Raw genomic sequence first — 18211 nt, forward strand, 5'->3', positions numbered from 1 at the left:
TTAAAGCACACCTTCTAATTTAAGTAAAGCTTCTTTGATGAATAAACCACCATTGTATCCGCCTAAGTGATTTTTAGCTACCACTCTATGACAAGGTATAAAAATTGCAAGTTTGTTTTTAGAATTTGCATTACCTACCGCTCTAAAAGCTTTTGGATGATTGACAAAAGAAGCAATTTCTTGATAGGTTTTAGTTTGTCCATAGGGAATTTTAATTAAAGCTTTATATACTTTTTGCTCAAATTCGCTCCCCTGAAGAGCTAGGGGTGTATTAAAGAAAAAAAGTTTTTTATTAAAATAAAGGTCTAACTCTTCTAAGGCTTGTTCTAAAATAGTGTGTTTATCTTTGGTAAAATTGGGCTTATATGTTATAAAATCAACATTGATAAGTTTATTTTCATTGCTCTGCAAAAGAATATAAGCAAAACTAGCTTTGTAAAAACTTTGATACATTTTTTCCTCATTTTAAAATAATCATTGTATGAATTTTAAATTAATTAATTGTTATTAAAGCAAAAATTTAGTTAAAATAGTGATTTAATTTATATCAAAGGAAAATATTTGAGGATTTTATTATTTAGTTTGATTATAAGTTTAAATGCATTAGCTTTAGATTACACTTGCGGGTATGTTAAAGAAAATAAGATGGATTTTTTTAAAGAGTTTAAACCACAAGTTTCTCAAGATTTTGCTCAAGTAGATTTAAATTGCGATTTTTCTTTAAAAAATAGTCAAATTACAAAAAGATTATATGAGCTTGCTAATGAAATTAGAGGAAGTAATAGTGCCTGTATGGGAGGGGAATATTTTAGCGATTTGAGAAAATTTGATTTTAAATTATTAGAAATTGCGCTTGATCCGCAAGTTTATCAAAAAACTTTACAAGATCCTATAATACTTGAAGAAAAATTTGCAAAATTAAAAGCTTATTTTAGATTTTGGGCTTATCAAAGTATAGGAAATTTTAAGCTCTTTAAGGAATTTTGGAAAGAGTATAATAATGCGATTAATCCTTTAACAAAATATTTTCAAAACGAATTTAACCTAGATAAAGCAAGTGCTATTTACTTTGCTAGTAATGCTTTGAATGAATTTTTAAATTGGGCAGTTGGTGAGACTAAAATCTTTAAAGATATTTCGGACTTTGAAAAATTTGTGGCTAATAAAAACAACTCTTTAGAACAAATAAAAGAATATATTTATTCTAAAAAAATTAGCAATTTAGAATTAAATAATGGTTTTAAATCTGCTTTGTTAAACAATAGAGAAAGTCAAATTATAAGTGAGTTTATAAAATTAGGTGTAAAAATAAATGAAGGTTATGAGTCTGCTTTGTTTTTTGCATTAGATAGTGCAGATAATGTCAAGCTTTTATTAGAAAATGGGGCTATTATTGATTATAGAAATTCTTTTGGAAAAACACCTTTGTTTTATGCAGTTGAATACAGCAATTATAAGGTTGCAAAAGTTTTGTTAGAAAATGGAGCTAATGTAAATCAAAAATACATTAACGATAATGAAAAACTTTCTATTGCTAGTATGGGAAGCAATACGCCATATTTCATTACTTTATGTGCACTTGAGCATACTTCTAAAAATATTTTTATGCATGGAGCAAACTATGCAGATGTAAAAATGCTTAAGTTACTTATAGATTACAAAGCAAATTATAAAGAAATTGATGATTTGGGATTTAATGCTCTTGATTTTGCCATAATTGCAAAAAAAGAACAAAATATTAAATATCTAAAAAAACTTGGTTTAAAGGAAAATGAGAATTTAATGCTATATGAAGAGACACAGCCATGAAAATTGCTTTAATAACTGGAGTAAGTTCAGGTTTTGGACTAGAGAGTTTAAAAGCTTTAATAGAACTTGATTATAAAGTTATAGCTATAGCAAGACGCAAAGATAGATTAGAAAAACTACAAGAGCTTTATGGGGATAAAATTTATCCCATAGAACTTGATGTTAGAGATAAACAAGCAGTTTTTGCATCAATTGAAAATTTACCTCAAGATTTTGGCAATATTTCTTTGCTTATTAACAACGCAGGTCTTGCTTTAGGTTTAAATGAATTTGATTCTTTGGATATTGAAGATATTGAAGCCATGGTAGATACTAATATCAAAGGCTTTTTATATGTAGCAAGAGCTGCTTTACCTTTACTTAGAAAAGCAAAAAATGCCCACATAATTAATCTTGGCTCAATTGCAGCTAATGTACCTTATTATGGAGGTAATGTTTATTGTGGTACGAAAGCTTTTGTGGCACAATTTTCTAAAGCTTTAAGAACGGATTTGCGCGGAAGCAATATAAAAGTAACAAATATTGCTCCAGGGCTTTGTAAAACTGAATTTAGTGAAGTGAGATTTAAAGGTGATATTAAAAAAGCTGATGAGGTTTATGAAAATACTAAATATATCAAAGCTGAAGATATAGCAAAAATTATTACTTTTATCGTTAGCTTACCTGAGCATATTAATATTAACGAAATAGAGCTTATGCCTGTGACTCAAACATGGGCAGGAACTTTTAGCGAAAAAATATAAAAACTTAAGGATAATTATGAAAATTTTTTATTTATTATTAGCTCCTTTGTTGTTATTTGCTGATGCACAAGCAAATGCAGAACTTTTTGGAGCTTGGACGCTTTTACCACCGGTGATAGCTATTATTTTAGCTTTTGTTGCTAAAGATGTAGTACTTTCGTTATTTATTGGTGCATTAAGTGGTACTTTTATGTTAGGACTTATTGAAAATAGTATTTACCATGCTATCATTGCTTCTTTTACAGGCTTTATTTCCAAAGTGGTAAATGCCATGGCAAGTCCGGGTAATGCAGGAATTTTATTGCAAGTTTTAACTATAGGTGGTGTTGTAGCTCTTATTACCAAAACAGGGGGGACAAAAGCAGTAGCTCTTTGGCTTTCTACTAAAGCTAAACAAGCAAAAAGCTCACAATTTGCTACTTGGTGCATGGGAATTTTTATTTTCTTTGATGATTATGCCAATTCATTAATCGTAGGTCCTATCATGCGTCCGGTAACAGATAAATTTAGAGTAAGCCGTGAAAAGCTTGCTTTTATAATGGATGCAACTGCAGCACCAATTACCGGTCTTGCTATCATTTCTACTTGGATAGGACTTGAAATTTCTTTAATTCGCAGCGGATATGATCTAATTGATAATGCAACTTTTGCACATTTAGGTGTAGTAAAAGAAGAAATTAACGCTTTTGAAATCTTTGTACAAACCTTACCTTATAGATTTTATAATCTTTTTATGTTGATTTTTGTTGTTTTGACTATTTATACAGGTAGGGAATTTGGACCTATGTTAAAAGCTGAACTTAGAGCTAGAGCAGGTAAATTTTCTCATGGTCATGAACAAATTGATAATATAGAAGATAAGGTCTTAGAGCCAAAAGAGCATGTAAAATTACAAGCTTCTAATGCTATTATACCTTTGGCTGTTTTGATTGTGTTTTCATTTATAGGTTTTTATTTTAGTGGTTATAATGCCTTAGATGATGTGAGTGTTAAAGCACAAATTGATGCAGCACCGTTTAGTTTATTTGCTTTTAGAGAGACTTTTGGCGCAGCTGATGCTTCAGTTGTATTGTTTCAAGCAGCACTTTTAGCTACCATAGTAGCTATTATTTTGGGAATATATAGAAAAATATTTACTTTAAAAGAAGCTATTGCGGTTTGGACTCATGGCTGGAGAACTATGATTATGACTGTGATTATTTTACTTTGTGCATGGTCATTAGCTTCTGTGATTAAAGATTTGGGAACTTCTAAATATTTAATTGACTTATTTTCAGATAAAACACCTCTTTATTTGCTTCCTACAGCAATTTTTATTTTTGCTTCTATTATTTCTTTTTCAACGGGAACTAGTTATGGAACTATGGGTATTTTAATGCCTTTGGCTATTCCTTTAGCTATGGCTGTTGGGGTTCATAATGAATTAAGCGGAGTAGAGTTGCACCAATATATGATTATTAATATTTCAGGGGTTTTAACAGGAGCTATTTTTGGAGATCATTGCTCACCAATTTCTGATACAACTATACTTTCATCTATGGGAAGTAAGTGTGATCTTTTAGCTCATGTTAGTACACAAATGCCTTATGCTTTGAGTGTTTGTGCTATCAGTATACTTTGTGGTTATTTACCGGTAGCATTAGGACTTAATGTATGGTTAGGACTTGTTTTTGGAATCTTAGCTATGATAGTTTTACTTTTTGTGGTTGGCAAAAAGGTAGATGCGTAAATGCATTTTGAAGAAAAAATTGCTTTAAACAAAGCATTGTTTTCTTCTTTGTATGATGGAGAAATTCAGTGCTTTAAATCACCTTTAAAAGCTTATAGAACTAGGGCGGAATTTTCTATATATCATCATGAAAATGGGAAAATTTCTTATGCAATGTTTGAAAATAAGAAAAAAATTCCTATTGAAAATTTTGATATAGCAGATGAAAAAATTCAAAAATATATGCCTATTTTATTAAATAATCTAAATGAAAATTTAAAAGAAAAGCTTTTTGGAGTAGAGTTTTTAGCTACAAAATTAGATTTAAGTATAACTTTACTTTTCCATAAAAATATAGAGCTAATCACACAAGATTTACAAGAATTAGCAGAAAAATTAAATCTCAAGCTCATAGCAAGAAGTAGGGGTAAAAAACTTGTATTTAATGGAGAAAATTTAAGACAAATTTTAAATATCAATACAAATGAATTTTTATATGAGTTTAATAATGATTGTTTTATCCAACCCAATACTTTTATTAATGAAAAGATGATCGAATGGGTTGTATCTTGTGTAGAGAGTGATTTTAAGCAAGATTTATTAGAGCTTTATTGTGGTTATGGAAATTTTACCATAGCTTTAGCAAGAAATTTTAAAAAAGTTTTAGCAACTGAAATTTCTAAGAAAAATATTGAGTTTGCTTTAAAAAATTGCGTTTTAAATTCTATTGAAAATATAACTTTTACAAGGCTTTCTAGTGAAGAGTTAAGTCAAGCATTGAAAAAAGAAAGGGAATTTAATCGCTTAAAAGACATAGATTTAGATGGTTTTAAAATATCTCATGTCTTAGTTGATCCTCCAAGAGCAGGACTTGATTTAAGTGTGATTGAACTTATTAAAAATTATGAAAATATCATTTATATATCGTGCAATCCTATCACTTTAAAAGAAAACCTTGAGAAATTATGCAAAACTCATAAAATATCCAAATTTGCATTTTTTGATCAATTTGCAAACACAAATCATCTTGAATGTGGTGTTTATTTGAAAATCAAATAACAATATAAAACATTAATTTTGCACATATTACAATAATTATAGTAAAAATAAATACAATAGGGTGAATATATGCATGAAAAGGATTTTGTTTTTTTAAGATTATTTTATAAAAAAGAGAAAATAGTATTAATATAAAAATACATAAAGCAAAGAATATTTTGCAAATAAATATCCAATTTAATGAATTTAAGTGAAAATGAGCTAAATATAAACCGCTAAGAAATAAAATCAATACAATAGGTGGCATTATTTTAATTGTATTTTTTATATCCAAATTTAATTTTCTTAATAAGAATACATCGGTAAATAAAAATCCTATAAAAAATATAGCACAAAATAAATGTATTATTAGTATATAAGGATAAATATCGATCATGATTACAACCTTTATTGTGATAATTTTTAATATTTTACAATACTCAGTGGTAAAATTTATTGACTTATGTTAAATTATATTAAGCATTATAAAATAATAATGCAAGTTTTATTAGTATAAATAAAGTCTCTAATGTCATAGTTTAATCTAAGCTAATTTGAGTTTGTCAATACTACAAATATTTGTAAATTTAAAATATTATAACAAAGTTACAAGCTTTAATTTTTTGATATTTTTTATCTTAAATGCAGAATGTATTTAAGGAAAAAACTTATATAAGTTAGAATTTATGTAATCTTTGTTACTATTAAAATAGTTGATTTAATCAATTAATTTTTACAAAGGATTTCTCATATTTTTTCAAAAAATTACTTATACAAATAGAAAAATACTCTATAAAGTCAATGAAATTTTAAAGCCATTTGGATTGAAATCAAGTGATTGGAGAGTTTTTGTTTATTTAAGCCATCATCAAAATAGCACTTTAGCTCCAATATGTGAATTTTATCAAATGGATAAAGCTATACTTTCTAGAGTTGTTTCCAAACTAGCAAAACTTGAATATATAGAGTTTTTAAAAGCTGATGATAAAAGAGAAAAGATCATTACTTTAAGTGCCAAGGGTAAAGAAATTTTTTTTGATGCAAATGTTTGTATAAGAAAATATGAAAAAGAAATCTTAGATATATTAGATGAACAAGATCAAGAAGTGCTTTTAAAATTACTTGATTATATCAATGAAAAAATTTAAGAAAGGTTTTTTCATGGGTCTTAGTAAGAAATATAATTTATTTAATGTAAATTTTTTCTGTATTTTTGGGATAAATTTTGTTATTTGTCTTGTTTTTTATATGAGTACTATTTCTAGTACAGATTATGTTTTGGGTGTTTTAAATCTTCAAACTAGCACCGCAGGACTTATAATGGGTGCTTTTGTTATAGGTGCTTTGCTTTCTAGACTTTATTTTGGTTCTATTATTGATGGTGTTAATATAAAAAAAGTGATTATATTTTCACTTTTATTTTATCTTTTTATTAATTTAATGTATTTGAAATTTTATAATGTGTATTTTTTGGTATTGATACGCTTTTTAGCTGGAGTTTGCTATGGAATTTGTTCTTGTGCTTGTGGGGCAGCTATTGCTAGAATAATACCTAGTAATAAAAGAGGAATTGGTATAGGATATTATGCTACGAGTGTTGTTTTAACTTCAGCTTTAGGGCCTTTTTTGGCCATAAAACTTGACTCTATCAACTTATTTCAACTAAGCTTTTTAATTGCAAGTGTGAGTATTATCTTTGCATTAGTTTTATCAATTTTTTTAAAAGTAAGAAGATTTAAAAAACATTATCATGTAAAAAGAAAATTTAGTATTTATAATTATTTTGAAAAATCAGTTTTAAATTTAGCTTTGATTACTTTTTTGATCGCATGTCCTTTTGGAGCTATTATAGCTTATATGAGTGCTTATACTCAAAGTTTAAATTTAAGCTTTGCTGGATCTATGTTTTTTGTAATATATGCTGGATTTTCTATAGTTTTTAGACCTCTTGCTGGAAAGGTATTTGATAAACATGGAGCTAATATTGTAATAATTTTTTCATTATTTAGTTTTATATTGTGTTTACTTTTACTTGCGTTTGCAAAAAATTTTTATATGATTATTATCGCCGGTATATTTTGTGCACTAGGTTATGCAAATGCTACTTCAAGCGCACAAGCTTTGGCTATCAAACTAGCTCCTAAAGAAAAAATGGGGTTAGCTAATTCTACTTTTTTTCTATCTTTGGATTTTGGCATAGGAGTTAGTCCTTATCTGTTGGGTATTGTTGAACCAAGTATAGGTTTTGCTAATGTCTATGCACTTTGTGTTGTACTTGTTTTGTTTGCTCTTGTTTTATATTATTTATTAATAGTTAAAAAAAACTTTTTGTTAATTTTATTTTAGATACAATGCTTTTTTTAAAAGTAAGGAAAAAGCATTGTGTGATACTCATAAAATACTAAGTTCTATGAAAAATATCGCCATTATAGGACTTAGTCCTAATCAAGAAAAACCTTCGTATTTTGTAAGTAAATATTTACAAGATTTATCTTATACAATTTATCCTATCTATCCCAAAGAAGATTTTATTTTAAACGAGAAAGTTTATAGAAATTTAAGGGAAATTCCTTTTGAAATCGACACGGTTGTAATGTTTAGAAAAGCAAGTTACGCAAATGAAATTTTTGAAGATCTTTTAGCTAAAAATGTTAAAAATTTTTGGATGCAACTTGGTATTATTAACGATGAAATAATGCAAAAATGTAAAAAATTTGGTATAAATTGCGTTCAAGATCGTTGTATTAAAATAGAATTAGATAAAAAGGTAAATCATGATTGAGTTAAATAAAATTTATCAAGCAAAGCAAAAAATTGCAGATTTTGTATTAAAAACCCCTTTGGTGCACTCTTCTTTTTTAAGTGAGTTTTTAGATACTGATGTTTTTCTAAAATGTGAAAATTTACAAAAAACAGGTGCTTATAAAATCAGAGGTGCTTATAATGCTATTGCTAATTTAAGTAAAGAACAAAAGCAAGCAGGTGTAATAGCTGCAAGCGCTGGAAATCATGCACAAGGAGTTGCAATCAGTGCTAAAAAATTTGGGATAGAAGCTGTGATTGTTATGCCTGAAGCTACACCTTTGCTAAAAGTAAGTGCGACTAAAAATTTAGGTGCAAAAGTGATTTTAAAAGGAGATAATTTTGATGAGGCTTATGCTTATGCGTTAAATTATGCTAAAGAACATCATTTAAATTTTATTCATCCTTTTGAAAATGAAAGTATTATAGCAGGGCAGGGTACTTTAATGCTTGAAATGCTTGATGAAATAAGTGATTTAGATATGATTTTAGCTCCAGTTGGTGGTGGAGGTTTGATTAGTGGAGTGGCGAGTGCTGCTAAGCAGATTAATCCTAATATAAAAGTTATTGGAGTAAGTGCTAAAGGAGCTCCTGCTATGTATGAGAGTTTTAAAAGTAAAAAAATAATCAATTCAAAGGCTGTGAGAACCATAGCTGATGGTATTGCGGTGCGTGATGTAAATAAAATTAATTTTGATATTATTCTTGAATGTGTTAATGATTTTATTCAAGTTGATGATGAAGAAATAGCTAATGCGGTGTTGTATTTACTTGAAAAACACAAAATCACAGTTGAAGGTGCTGGAGCATCAGCAGTTGCTGCACTTTTACATAAAAAAATAGATTTAAAAAATCATAAAAAAATAGGCGTGATTTTAAGCGGTGGAAATATTGATGTGCAAATGTTAAATATTATCATAGAAAAAGGTTTGTTTAAGGCTTTTAGAAAAATGCTTATCAATGTTACTTTGGTTGATAAACCAGGAGCTTTGAGTACTTTGAGTGATGCTATAAAAGAAGCTCAAGCTAATATAGTTAAAATTGATTATGATAGATTTTCCACTAAGCTAGAGTATGGTGATGCGATGATTTCAATTACTTTGGAAACAAAAGGAAAAGAACATCAAGAATTAGTTAGAAAGATACTTTATGACAAAGGTTTTAATTTCAATGAAATTTTATGATAAATGAAATATAATATTTTGTAAATAAATTATAAGGAAAAAAATGTCGCAAGAAAAAATTTTAGAACCAGATACATTAATAACCTCTAAGACAGATTTAAAAGGGGATATTATTTATGCTAATGATGATTTTTTAAAATATGCGGGTTATAAAATGGAGGAAATTTTATATAAACCTCATAATATTGTGCGTCATCCTGATATGCCAAAAACTGTTTTTAAATGTTTATGGGATTATATACAAGATGGAAAAGAAATTTTTGCTTTTGTTAAAAATAAAACCAAACAAAATGATTATTATTGGGTTTTTACTAATGTTACAGCTTCTTTTGATGAACAAGGAAATATTATAAATTATTATTCAGTTAGAAGAAAACCTAAAAGAGAGGCAATATCAACCATAGAGCAAGTTTATAAAATTCTTTTAGAAATAGAAGAAAAAGATGGTATAAAAGCCGGAGTGGATGAACTTGTTAAGATAGTTAATTCTTATGGTATGAGTTATAATCAATTAATTTTAGAGCTTCAAAGATGAATTTGATAAATTTTGTTTATAAATTATTATTTTATATTGAGATATAATTACTCCCATTTTAATTTTAAACTAAGGAGATTGTGTTATGTCTTCAGAAAAAATTCTAACCTCGGATGTTTTAATAACATCAAAAACTAATTTAAAAGGTGAGATTATTTATGCAAATGAGGATTTTTTGAGATATTCTGATTATAAAATTGAGGAAATTTTATACAAACCTCACAGTATCATGCGTCATCCTGATATGCCAAGAACGGTTTTTAAATATTTATGGGATAACATTCAGCTTAAAAAAGAAGTTTTTGCTTTTGTAAAAAATAAAACAAAATATAATGATTATTATTGGGTTTTTGCTAATGTAACTGCTTCATGTGATGAAAATGGAAACATTTTAAATTATTATTCAGTTAGAAGAAAACCAAATATGGAAGCTATCAAAACAATAGAAGAAATTTATAAAGTTCTTTTGTTGAAAGAAAAAGATGGTGGTATTAAATCTGGAATAGAAGAGTTAAAAGCAATAGTAAAATCTTATGGGGTGACCTATAATGAACTAATGATGAAAATTCAAAAATAAAAAAGGATTTCTTATGAAAAATATTTTGTTTCTTGGTATAGTTTTAAGCATAGTAGCCTGTATTAATTCTTTGTTTTATGCAGAGTTTATTTCCTTAGGTTTCTTTTTAGTTTTGTTTTGTTTATTTATATATGGATTGTTTATTTTAAAAAAAGAAGAACAATTTAGCGATAAGATTTTACATCTTAGTAGAGAGTTAAAAAATGGTAATTTTGATTCAAGAATTGTATATATTAAATGTGCTAATAAAAAATTAAAAGAAATTGCTGATAATCTTAATAATACAATAGATGGTTTAGAAGCTTATTTAAGAGAGATAAATACTTCAATTGCTTGTTCTCAAAAAGGTGAATATTTTAGAAGAGCTATCCCTGAAGGTTTAAAAGGTATTTTTGTTCATAATATTAACTTTATTAATAAAGCTTTAGATGATATAGAAAAAACAGGAAAATCTGTTTTTAAAAATGCTTTATCAAGAGAACTTATGGACTTGAGTTTAAATAGTCAAAATAAAAATTTAAATGATTTGTCTTCTGCATTAAATAAAATCATCAAACTTATGAGAGAAGTTTTTGGTGATATTAGAATAATCTCAAATACAGCACAAAAAAATGGTTTAGAAGTAGGTAATTTACAGGATTCAATTTCATCAATGATGCAAGTGGCCGATGAAAGTAAAAATGCTGTAAATACTTTTGCATCTAATGCTCAGAGTATCAATGCAATTGTTGAGGTAATTAGGGATATTGCAGATCAAACTAACCTACTTGCATTAAATGCAGCTATTGAAGCAGCTCGTGCAGGAGAGCATGGTAGAGGTTTTGCGGTAGTTGCAGATGAAGTAAGACAACTTGCTGAAAAAACACAAAAAGCAACAGGTGAAATTACTTTAGCAATTCAAGTAATGAATCAAGAAATTGCTTCTATACAAGAAAATAGCGAAAAAGTATTTGATATTGCAAATTCTTCTGATAGTAAAGTTGCTGATTTTAGTGAGGCATTTAAAGAATTAGAGGATAAAAGCTCTCATTTAGGAAAAGAATTTGTTAATTTTGCTTCTGATTTAACTCTTTCTGCAATGAAAATAGATCATATATTATATAAATCTGATGTTTATTTAACTCTAAATGGTTCTCAAGAAAATCTTCAAAATCTAGATCCTATTTCAACTTTATGTAAAGATGAAGATGCAAAAAGTATTTTCTGTCCTTTAATTTCTCAAAATGAAATGGAGATTAAGAGTGAGAAAATACAAAGCGCGGCAAGTAAAGCTATAAAAATAGCTAAAAAGGACAATATATCAAAAGAAGATTATGACTCTATTATTAATGATATAAGAGAACTTGAAAATGAAAGTAGAGTAGTTATGAATAAATTAGAAGCTTAAAGCTTCTAATTTAGATAAGAGCTATTTTTAAAACTTCTTGTAAATTTTTCACCCCAATAATTTTCATATTTTTTACTACTTCTTCAGGAATATCTTTTAAATCTCTTTCATAGTTTTTATGTGGGATAATGGCTGTTTTAATATCAGCTTTATAAGCAGCAATAAGTTTTTCTTTTAAACCACCTATTGGTAGAACATTGCCCATTAGATCAATTTCTCCAGTCATTGCAACATTTGATTTTACTTTCTTGTCGCTAAAAATAGAAGCAATGGCTGTGGTAATAGTTATGCCTGCACTTGGTCCGTCTTTTGGAGTGGCTCCATCTGGTACATGAATGTGAAGATTGTATTGATTGTATATGTTTTCATCTTCTTTGTAGAAAAGTTTCTTTGAGACTTTAATTTGTTCATCATCGATTAAATTCTTAACAAGACTTTGAGCAATTTTTGCTGATTCTTTCATTACATCACCTAAGCTCCCTGTTAAAGTTAGATCACCCTTGCCTTTGATTTTAATGGCTTCGATTTTCAATACATCTCCACCTACTGCAGTCCAAGCAAGTCCATTTACCTGTCCGATTTTATTTTCTTTTTCGTGCTTTTCTATTTCAAAGACTTTTTTACTTAAAAAATCTTTTAAATTTTTATCATTAATTTCAATATTTTTAATATCTTTTTCTAAAAGAAGTTTTTTAACACATTTTCTACAAATTTCAGCAATTTTTCTTCTTAAATTTCTTACACCTGATTCTCTAGTATATTCATTCACTATTAATTCTATAGCATCATCACTAAAGCTTATTTCTTCTTTTTTTAATCCATGTTTTTTTATTTCATCAGGTATGAGATAGTTTTTGGCTATTTGGAATTTCTCTTGAGGAGTGTAAGAGTTAAGTTCTATAAATTCCATTCTATCTTTTAGAGCAGGTGGAATTAAACTTGCATCATTTGCAGTAGCTATGAAAATGATTTTGCTTAAATCGATGTTGAAATTTAGATAATAATCTCTAAATTTAGTATTTTGTTCAGGATCTAAGATTTCAAGTAAAACTGCACTTGGATCTCCTCTATGATTGCGACTTAGTTTATCAATCTCATCAAGCACAACTACTGGGTTGCTTTGTTTTGCTTCTATAAGTCCTTGTATAATACGTCCTGGCATAGCTCCTATATAGGTTCTTCTATGTCCTCTTAGTTCATTAACATCTTCTAAACCACCTAAAGCTATGCGTACTAACTCTCTTTTTAATGCCTTTGCGACTGAATTTGCTAAAGAAGTCTTGCCAACACCAGGAGGGCCAACTAAGCACAAGATGACTTTTGCACCATCTCTATCTTTAATCTTGCGTTTTTCTAAAAGTTCTTTAACTGCAAAGTATTCTTCAATACGCTCTTTCGGTTTTTCTAGGGCATAGTGATCACTATTGAGTTGCAAGGATACATCTTTTAAATTTAGTTTTTTCTTTGAGGAGTGCTCAAAAGGTATATCTAAAACCGTTTCTATGTAAGTTTGCACCATAGAAGCTTCTGAATTATCTTGATGAATTCTTTCATATTTTTGAATTTGCTTTTTGATTTCTTTATAAGCCTCTTCATACATAAAAGCTTTTTTCTTTTCTAATTTTTTATTATATTCCTCTACTTCGCTTTCTTTTTGTATATCGCTTCCAAGCTCTCTTTGAATTTGTTTGAGTTGTTCTTTTAAAAAGTATTCTTTATTAACCTTGTCAATTTTAGAATGAACTTTATTTTTGATTTCTTTTTGGATTTTATTTGCTTCAATTTCTTTAGCTAAATAATCAATTAAATTTAAAAGCTTAGTTTCTAAATTAGTTTCGATAAAAAATTCATAAGCTTGTTGTTTTTTGATTTTAATAGAATTTAATATTAGATCACAAATTCTGCTAGGTTCGACATCTTCTTCTATAGTTCTTAAAAGATCAGGTGGAAAATAATGACTCACAGTCGATAAAGCTTTTGCTTTTTCTCTAACTACTTCTATAATAGCTTCTTTTTTTGTATTGCAAATTGGCTCTTGATGAATTAAATCAACTAAAGCATATAAAGGATCATCCGAAATTCTCTCAACAATCTTGGCTTTTGCATATCCTTGGAATAAAATTTTTATCCTACCATCAGGCAGTGGAACTTTTCTCATAATACTCCCAATGACACCACAATCATATATATCATCAAAGCCACGCCCACCTTCAATTTTTGATGGTGCCACAAAAATCATACTTTCATTTTGTAAAGCGGTATCTAAGGCTTTAATATTTTGCATATCATTTAAAAAAATAGGTGTTATCATAAAAGGGTATAAAAAAAGCTCATCTTCTACAAGAATGGGAAGTTTTGTTGGATAGTTTTGAGTATTTTCTAATTTCATTACATTATACCTTCTTCAAATATTTTTCTATACCATGGAAGTTCTGGTTTAATCATATCGATTTTATTAAAATCGGAATTTTCGATTTTTTGCTTATAAATCTCATAGCTTTGTTCTCTGTTTTTTTTCTGATATAACTCTGCTATACTTGTATCAAGGTAAAAAACTGCAAGATTAAATTTAGTTAGCATAGTATCGATTAAATCATTATATTGTACATTAGGATAGTTTTGATTATATTCTTTGATTTCTTCTATTGTTTTTAGCATTAAAGCTTGGTTACGATTTGGAACAGCAAAAGAGTCAAATTTAGCTTTGATTTTTAAATATCTTATATAAGCTACATTTTTAGAATCACCAAATTTGTTTAAATATTCATCAAGATAAAAATTTGCCATTTCATATTCTTCTTCACTAATATGAGCTTGAGCTAATATAAGTAAAGTTTGTTCTAATAATGGATCAGCAATATGTTCACCTGCCATTGAAGTATAGTGTTTATCAGCTGCTTCAAGATTTTTTTCTTGTAAATCTTTTATAATTTGTTGATACCATTCCATAGAACTTAGATTATATAAATCTTCAGCTTTTTTCGAGCTACATGCTCCTAAAAATAAACCCGCAATAATAAGTGAAAAAATAAAAAGTTTTTTCATTGTGTTACCTTATAAATTTAATAATTGTAATTATAATGTTTTTATGTTTATGAAATTGTTAATTTTTAAAACTAAAATTATAGTCAAAAACTCTTAATTAGTGTAATTTTTAAAATTGGAACTAAAATTGCTTAATGAGTTGTAATTTCTTAGTCAATAGATTTTAGGAGGCAAGATGAACTTAGAAGTTAAATGTCCTATTTTAGGTTTTGAAGATACCAAAAATATGAATTTTTATAAAATAGACGAGGTTTTTTATAGACTTAAAAGCCTTGATGGTAAAGATTTTTCTTTTGTGATGATTGATCCTTATATGATCCGTCCTGATTATGATTTTGAAGTGCCTGATTATTATCAAGAATTATTAGCTTTAAATGAGCAAACTAATTTTGGTGTGTTTGTTATAGTGGCTATTAATGAGCCATTAGAAGAATCTACGGTAAATTTTTTAGCACCTGTTGTGATGAATTATGATAATAACTCTTTAGTGCAAGTGATTTTAGATACAAGCAAATATCCTAATTATTTTCAGTCTGAAAAGATTTCAGCTTTTATTAAACAAACAAAATAATGTCTGAAATTTATATTTTAGGAAATGGTGCTATGGCAAGTGCTATAGCTAAAGGTTTAGAGGATACTTATAAAGTAGTTATTGTTGCTAGGGATTTAAAAAAAGCCAGCGGTTTAAATTTAAAAGTATTATCGTATGATGAGTTTGATATGGATAATAAAAATATTATTTTGGCTTTTAAACCTTATGCGTTAGAAGAAGTAGCTGTTAAATTAAAAGGCAAGGCAAGATGGCTTATTTCGGTTTTAGCAAACACTACTTTTGAGCGGCTTCATTGTATTGATGCACAAAATTATGTGAAAATTATGCCAAATACAGCAGCCGAATTTAAAGCTTCTACAACTGCTTATTTAATGGAAAAAGATTTATTTAAAGATGAAATTTTATCTTTGCTAAATACTTTTGGTAAAGCCATAAGTTTGCAAAATGAAAAAGAATTTGATATAGCTATGGTTTTGAGTGGTTGTACTCCTGCATTTTTGGCTTTGATAGCAGAAAGTTTAGCTAATGCAGGTGTGAAAAATGGTTTAAAAAATGAGCTTAGTTATGAGCTTACTCGTGCAAGTTTTGAAAGCTTTAGTGCTTTGTTTAATCATGCTCATCCTGCTATTATTAAAGAAAAAATTTGTTCTCCAGCAGGAGTAACTATAAAAGGAATTGAAGCTTTAGAAAAAAGAGCTTTACGCGGTGCCTTTTTTGAAGCTTTTAATGCAAGTTTAAATAAATGAAGCAAGCTTTTAGTCTCCTAGAGCTTGCTTTTTGTATTGTAATTTTATCTTTTATTTTTGGATCTTATTATCTTGTATTTGCAAATAAATCTTTAAATGCTATATGGCAAAATCAAACCCTTTTTAATGAAGAAAAAGAATTGCTAAAGAAAATTCCTTCATATAAAGCAAAAGAGATAAATATAAATAATTACAACTTTTTAGAATACACTAGTGATGAATTTAAACTCAAATCTTTAAAAATAAAAGATTTATCCTATAAAGAAGCTTTTGTAGATGAAAAAGGCTTTTAGTTTATTGGAACTTGCGTTAAGTCTTGTTATTTTGGGTATTTTAATTACTATTTTAATTAATCCAGCTATGTATATTTATAATTATAGTTTTAATGTTAAAAAATCTAGTGAAATATTTTTTGATTTAAATCAAGCTTTACTTAGCATGGAGAAAATTTATAATTCTTGCTTGAATGCAATATTTACAAGTAATTCTTTTGAGTGTTATATGAGTGCAAATGATGATATTTTTTATGATTTGTCATTAAAAAAATTAAACTTCAGTGGTATTATTTTAGAAAATAATGAAAGTTTTTTTAGCCCAAAAAGTAATTTGTATTTTATAGAAAATGGAATTTCTGAAGGAATTTTGAGCAATTATAAAGATATGCATAGTATGAAGAAGTTGAAAATATATACTAGTGATTATATGTATATTTATGATATAAAAAATTCAAAAATCTATAAAATATTAGTTGATGATAGAGAAAAAATCAATTTTTTTGATGAGAGTTTTAGCGGATTTTATACTATTTTATATGCTTATATTAAGGTGTATTTGAAAAATAAAAATATTTATATGCAAATTGATGATTTAAATCATAACAAACAAGTATTTTTATTAGCTCAAAATATTTCAAAACTTATTTTCAAGCATGATGGCGAGTTATTAAAAATTACAATTTGCAGTAATACTCAAAATAGATGTTTAGATAAATGGATGCTTTTGTGAAAAAATCATTTGCAATGATATATACAATATTTTTTATTTTATTTATTTCTTTTATTATGGCGTTTATAATAAAAATTTCTTCATATCCACCAAGAATTATGAAAGATTTAGCGCTTTATACTCAAGGAAATATTTTACTTCATGATGCAAAAGAGTTTGCTAAATATTTTTTATATCAAGCCTATTTGGAGGGTAAAGAATGCTTAAGTGAATATAATTTTGAATATAATAATATAAAAATACGAATTGATTATGCTTATCCTTTGGGTGAATGTAAAAATAATAAATTAATTGCAAAGTATGTTCATGCAAAAAGTATTGTAGCGGTAAATATTAGTGTGTTGTTAAATACCAATAAAGCAGTAAATGAAGAAGTGTTTTTACAAAAAAGTTTTTTTATTTATCCTAGGTAGATTGAATGTAAGTTTGAATTCCAATAGCTATCATTTTTACTCCCATAGCCATAATAAAAACTAAAGCAATGCGTGAAAAAACATAAAGCACAAGCTTACCGATAACTTTTTCAATAGTAGCTGAAAAGTGAAATAAAGCAAAAATAAAAGCAAAAGTAAGTAATACAGAAGCTATGGCTATAGCTAAATTTTGATCTTCTGAAATAACTACTATGGTAGAAAGTGTTCCAGGTCCTACAAGCATAGGAAATGCCATTGGCACTATACTTTTTTTTAATAATTCTTTGTGGCTTAATCCTTGATAGTGTTGAAATTGAGTGCTTGATGGGGTGAAAAGTAGATTTTTTGTACTCATAATGATTAAAATCAAACCACCTGCAACTCGTAAATCATTAATATCTATTTTAAATAAATATTTCATGATAAATGGTCCAGAAAGTAAAAAAACTAAAACAATACAAAATGCAGTGTAAATGATATTTCTAAAAAGTTTTTTTCTTGTATCAGCATCTAAACCTTCAGTCATTGCAATAAATTGTGGAAGATTTCCAAAAGGATTTAAAACTGCTATAATAGCAACGGATGCAAGTAAAATAACATAAATTTCAGATTCTATATCTGAAAACATAAAACAACCTTTTTATTTTCCCAAGCTTAAAAAGCTTG

20 protein-coding genes are annotated in these 18211 nt (G+C 27.5%); 16 read left to right on the forward strand and 4 right to left on the reverse strand.

Annotation, left to right across the window (positions count from 1 at the left end; all coding sequences use genetic code 11):
* Entirely contained in the window at positions 1-453 is a 453-nt protein-coding gene (locus L8X97_RS02275) for a methylated-DNA--[protein]-cysteine S-methyltransferase (RefSeq protein WP_263660973.1), read from the reverse strand.
* 108 nt (positions 454-561) lie between these two features.
* On the opposite strand from L8X97_RS02275, the gene L8X97_RS02280 reads away from it, so the two are divergent.
* From L8X97_RS02280 to L8X97_RS08380, 11 genes are all read left to right on the forward strand, one after another.
* Entirely contained in the window at positions 562-1809 is a 1248-nt protein-coding gene (locus L8X97_RS02280; RefSeq protein WP_412175782.1) for an ankyrin repeat domain-containing protein, read from the forward strand.
* A complete protein-coding gene (locus L8X97_RS02285) occupies positions 1806-2552 on the forward strand; it encodes an SDR family NAD(P)-dependent oxidoreductase (RefSeq protein ID WP_263662530.1) in 747 nt (248 codons plus the stop codon). The genes L8X97_RS02280 and L8X97_RS02285 overlap by 4 nt, the downstream gene beginning before the upstream one ends.
* A 16-nt stretch (positions 2553-2568) precedes the next feature.
* Positions 2569-4281 carry a Na+/H+ antiporter NhaC family protein gene (locus L8X97_RS02290; protein WP_263662531.1) on the forward strand — a complete coding sequence of 571 codons (1713 nt, stop codon included), beginning with the start codon at positions 2569-2571 and terminating at the stop codon, positions 4279-4281.
* Positions 4282-5319 (forward strand): tRNA (uridine(54)-C5)-methyltransferase TrmA, encoded by a 1038-nt coding sequence (gene trmA, locus L8X97_RS02295; RefSeq protein ID WP_263662532.1) that lies wholly within the window; start codon positions 4282-4284, stop codon positions 5317-5319.
* A gap of 803 nt (positions 5320-6122) precedes the next feature.
* A complete protein-coding gene (locus L8X97_RS02300) occupies positions 6123-6446 on the forward strand; it encodes a MarR family winged helix-turn-helix transcriptional regulator (protein ID WP_133318774.1) in 324 nt (107 codons plus the stop codon).
* A 13-nt stretch (positions 6447-6459) separates the two neighbouring features.
* Positions 6460-7644 (forward strand): MFS transporter, encoded by a 1185-nt coding sequence (locus L8X97_RS02305; protein ID WP_263662533.1) that lies wholly within the window; start codon positions 6460-6462, stop codon positions 7642-7644.
* 64 nt (positions 7645-7708) lie between these two features.
* Positions 7709-8080: a CoA-binding protein gene (locus tag L8X97_RS02310; protein WP_257928492.1), complete on the forward strand. Its 372-nt coding sequence runs from the start codon at positions 7709-7711 to the stop codon at positions 8078-8080.
* On the forward strand, positions 8073-9284 hold the full coding sequence (ilvA, locus tag L8X97_RS02315) for a threonine ammonia-lyase (RefSeq protein ID WP_263662534.1): 1212 nt from the start codon (positions 8073-8075) through the stop codon (positions 9282-9284). The genes L8X97_RS02310 and ilvA overlap by 8 nt, the downstream gene beginning before the upstream one ends.
* Positions 9285-9327: 43 nt before the next feature.
* A complete protein-coding gene (locus L8X97_RS02320; RefSeq protein WP_133318778.1) occupies positions 9328-9819 on the forward strand; it encodes a PAS domain-containing protein in 492 nt (163 codons plus the stop codon).
* An 85-nt stretch (positions 9820-9904) separates the two neighbouring features.
* On the forward strand, positions 9905-10396 hold the full coding sequence (locus L8X97_RS02325) for a PAS domain-containing protein (protein WP_263659078.1): 492 nt from the start codon (positions 9905-9907) through the stop codon (positions 10394-10396).
* A gap of 652 nt (positions 10397-11048) precedes the next feature.
* Positions 11049-11783 (forward strand): methyl-accepting chemotaxis protein, encoded by a 735-nt coding sequence (locus L8X97_RS08380; RefSeq protein WP_412174898.1) that lies wholly within the window; start codon positions 11049-11051, stop codon positions 11781-11783.
* A 10-nt stretch (positions 11784-11793) separates the two neighbouring features.
* Here L8X97_RS08380 and lon read toward each other — a convergent pair whose 3' ends face one another.
* Complete coding sequence (gene lon / locus L8X97_RS02335) at positions 11794-14172, reverse strand: endopeptidase La (RefSeq protein WP_263662535.1); 2379 nt, start codon at positions 14170-14172, stop codon at positions 11794-11796.
* Complete coding sequence (bamD, locus tag L8X97_RS02340; RefSeq protein ID WP_133318782.1) at positions 14172-14828, reverse strand: outer membrane protein assembly factor BamD; 657 nt, start codon at positions 14826-14828, stop codon at positions 14172-14174. Before bamD ends, lon begins: the two co-directional genes overlap by 1 nt.
* Positions 14829-15003: 175 nt before the next feature.
* Between bamD and fliW the strand changes: the two genes are divergently transcribed.
* The 5 genes from fliW to L8X97_RS02365 all read left to right on the forward strand — a co-directional run bounded on the left by fliW (position 15004) and on the right by L8X97_RS02365 (position 17545).
* On the forward strand, positions 15004-15399 hold the full coding sequence (gene fliW / locus L8X97_RS02345; protein WP_012661666.1) for a flagellar assembly protein FliW: 396 nt from the start codon (positions 15004-15006) through the stop codon (positions 15397-15399).
* Positions 15399-16127, forward strand: a complete 729-nt coding sequence (locus tag L8X97_RS02350; protein ID WP_263662536.1) for a pyrroline-5-carboxylate reductase — start codon at positions 15399-15401, stop codon at positions 16125-16127. The genes fliW and L8X97_RS02350 overlap by 1 nt, the downstream gene beginning before the upstream one ends.
* Positions 16124-16420, forward strand: coding sequence for a hypothetical protein (locus tag L8X97_RS02355; protein WP_263660963.1), 297 nt, complete (start codon positions 16124-16126; stop codon positions 16418-16420). The genes L8X97_RS02350 and L8X97_RS02355 overlap by 4 nt, the downstream gene beginning before the upstream one ends.
* Positions 16404-17132, forward strand: a complete 729-nt coding sequence (locus L8X97_RS02360; protein WP_263660961.1) for a prepilin-type N-terminal cleavage/methylation domain-containing protein — start codon at positions 16404-16406, stop codon at positions 17130-17132. The genes L8X97_RS02355 and L8X97_RS02360 overlap by 17 nt, the downstream gene beginning before the upstream one ends.
* Before the next feature lie 98 nt (positions 17133-17230).
* Complete coding sequence (locus L8X97_RS02365) at positions 17231-17545, forward strand: hypothetical protein (protein WP_263659083.1); 315 nt, start codon at positions 17231-17233, stop codon at positions 17543-17545.
* Here L8X97_RS02365 and L8X97_RS02370 read toward each other — a convergent pair.
* The gene (locus L8X97_RS02370) at positions 17538-18173 is read right to left on the reverse strand and encodes a MarC family protein (RefSeq protein ID WP_133318787.1); all 636 of its coding nucleotides are present in this window, start codon (positions 18171-18173) and stop codon (positions 17538-17540) included. The genes L8X97_RS02365 and L8X97_RS02370 overlap by 8 nt on opposite strands.
* Between the last annotated feature and the right edge of the window lie 38 nt (positions 18174-18211).

The organism is Campylobacter sp. CNRCH_2013_0671h, assembly GCF_025773055.1.
In the GTDB taxonomy this organism is placed as follows: domain Bacteria; phylum Campylobacterota; class Campylobacteria; order Campylobacterales; family Campylobacteraceae; genus Campylobacter_D; species Campylobacter_D lari_D.